The sequence below is a fragment of the Burkholderia sp. Se-20378 genome, from assembly GCF_017104665.1.
GTDB lineage: Bacteria > Pseudomonadota > Gammaproteobacteria > Burkholderiales > Burkholderiaceae > Burkholderia > Burkholderia lata.
Window position 1 is genome coordinate 1 of record NZ_JAAGPG010000857.1, and the last position, 2408, is coordinate 2408.

The window sequence follows — 2408 nt, forward strand, 5'->3', positions numbered from 1 at the left end:
CCCGTACGAGTCGAACCGCATCATGATCGACCTCGTCACGCAGCATCCGGAAGGCCAGATCCTCGGCGAGGTGTACATGCCGCTCGTCGCGTCCGAGCAGGATCAGCGCGACGCCGGCCACGACCGACAGCACCCTGCCGGCGGCCGCAAGCGCGGGACCGCTGCCGGCACCGAGCGACCAGACGATCGTCAGCACGCCGGTCAGCCAGTACACGTGGCCGACCGAGCGCGCCACCGGCGCCGTGAGGTCACCGTTGAACGCCGCATGAAACGCGAGCCACGCAAGCCCGAGCAACGCGATGCCGAACGCCTGGCCGAGCATCGCCGGCTGGATGTTCTGCAATTGCAGCGCGTTGAACAGCGACTGCCAGGGCGTCAGCACGAACAGCACGCCGAACGCCAGCAGCAGCACGGCATCGAGGATCAGCACGGCTCGCAGCAGCGGTTTCATCGGCGATCAGTCCACGTGGTAGTTCGGCGCTTCCTTCGTGATCTGCACGTCGTGCACGTGCGACTCGCGCATGCCCGCCGCGGTGATCTGGACGAATTCGGCCTTGTCGTGCAGCTCGTCGATCGTCTTGCAGCCGCAGTAGCCCATGCTCGCGCGCACACCACCGACCAGCTGGAACAGGATCGCGTTGACCGAGCCCTTGTACGCGACACGGCCTTCGATGCCTTCCGGCACGAGCTTGTCGATGTTCGCCGAGTTGTCCTGGAAGTAGCGGTCTGCCGCGCCGTCCTTCATCGCACCGACGGAACCCATGCCGCGATACGACTTGTACTGACGGCCCTGGTACAGGAACACATCGCCCGGCGCCTCTTCGGTGCCTGCGAACATGCTGCCCATCATCACCGCGTTCGCGCCGGCCGCGAGGGCCTTCGACACGTCGCCCGAGAAGCGCACGCCGCCGTCGGCGATGCACGGCACGCCCGTGCCCTTCAGCGCTTCCGCGACGTTGGCGATCGCGCTGATCTGCGGCACGCCGACACCGGCGACGATCCGCGTCGTGCAGATCGAGCCCGGGCCGATACCGACCTTGACTGCATCTGCGCCGTATTCGACGAGCGCCTTCGCGGCGGCGGCCGTCGCGATGTTGCCGCCGATCACTTCGACGTGCGGGAAGTTCTGCTTGACCCAACGAACGCGCTCGAGCACGCCCTTGCTGTGGCCGTGCGCGGTATCGACGACGATCACGTCGACGCCGGCCTGCACCAGCAGCTCGACGCGCTCTTCGTTGTCGGGACCGACGCCGACCGCCGCGCCTGCGCGCAGCTTGCCGTGTTCGTCCTTGCACGCGTCCGGGTGCTCGGTCTGCTTCGTGATGTCCTTGACGGTCATCAGGCCGCGCAGTTCGAATGCGTCGTTGACGACCAGCACGCGCTCGAGGCGGTGGCTGTGCATCAGCGCCTTCGCTTCGGCGAGCGGCGTGCCTTCCTTGACCGTGACGAGGCGCTCGCGCGGCGTCATGATCGACTTGACCGGCTCATCGAGACGGGTTTCGAAACGCAGGTCGCGGTTCGTGACGATGCCGACGAGCTGCGGGCCTTCGACGACCGGGAAGCCCGAGATGCCATGCTGGCGCGACAGCGCGATCACGTCGCGCACCTTCATTTGCGGCGGCACCGTGATCGGATCGCGGACGACGCCCGATTCGAAACGCTTGACCTTCGCGACCTCGCGGGCCTGCTCGGCCGGCGTGAGGTTCTTGTGGACGATACCGACGCCACCCTGCTGCGCCATCGCGATCGCAAGGCGACCTTCGGTGACCGTGTCCATCGCGGCGGACACGAGCGGCATGTTCAGGGAGATGTTGCGGGTCAGCTTGGTCTTGAGGCTGGTGTCGCGCGGGAGAACGTCGGAAAAGGCGGGAACGAGGAGCACGTCATCGAAAGTGAGTGCTTTTTGGATCAGACGCATGGCAAATCCTATGGGCGCAAAAGCGAATTATACGCGAAGCGCCGCGAAATTTCACAACACGAACAACGGCTTAGCCGGTTTCGGCCGTTCGGGGGCCGAATCGTTCGGATCGCCGTTCGGTTCGTTTTCGATCGCCTTTCGTTTCACCGCCGCATCGAGCCATTCGCGCAGCCGGCAGCCAAGCGGTCGATCCGTCTGTTGCGAACAGGTCACGCGACGGTATCGGCCACGGTGAAGCAAGGCCCGGCAGCGTGTCGAATCGGCCCGCCCTCCCTCTGTTATAGCAGCCCGGCCGCGCGCACGATCATCGCGATGCCTGCGCCGACCGCCACGCAGCCGGCGATCCGCGCAACACGCCCGCCGGACGGCGCAAGGCGCTCGGCGGCGATTGCAACCGTCACGGCCGCCGTCACGCGCAGATCCATCATGCCGGCGGCCAGCGCGATCGCCATCAGGTTCCCGCAACACATCCCGCATCGCATGGCGGCTC

At 66.4% G+C, this 2408-nt stretch carries 2 protein-coding genes and 1 pseudogene; all 3 read right to left on the bottom strand.

The genetic code is table 11. The features are described from left to right. Window positions 1–451 (bottom strand): annotated as a pseudogene (locus G3N93_RS38275) (hypothetical protein); the annotation flags it as partial. Between the two features lie 6 nt (window positions 452–457). Further along, window positions 458–1918, bottom strand: a complete 1461-nt coding sequence (gene guaB / locus G3N93_RS38280; protein WP_011352433.1) for an IMP dehydrogenase — start codon at window positions 1916–1918, stop codon at window positions 458–460. Window positions 1919–2196: 278 nt separating this feature from the next. Beyond that, a partial coding sequence (locus G3N93_RS38285; protein ID WP_206135361.1) for a DUF2182 domain-containing protein occupies window positions 2197–2408 on the bottom strand: 212 nt, incomplete at its 5' end.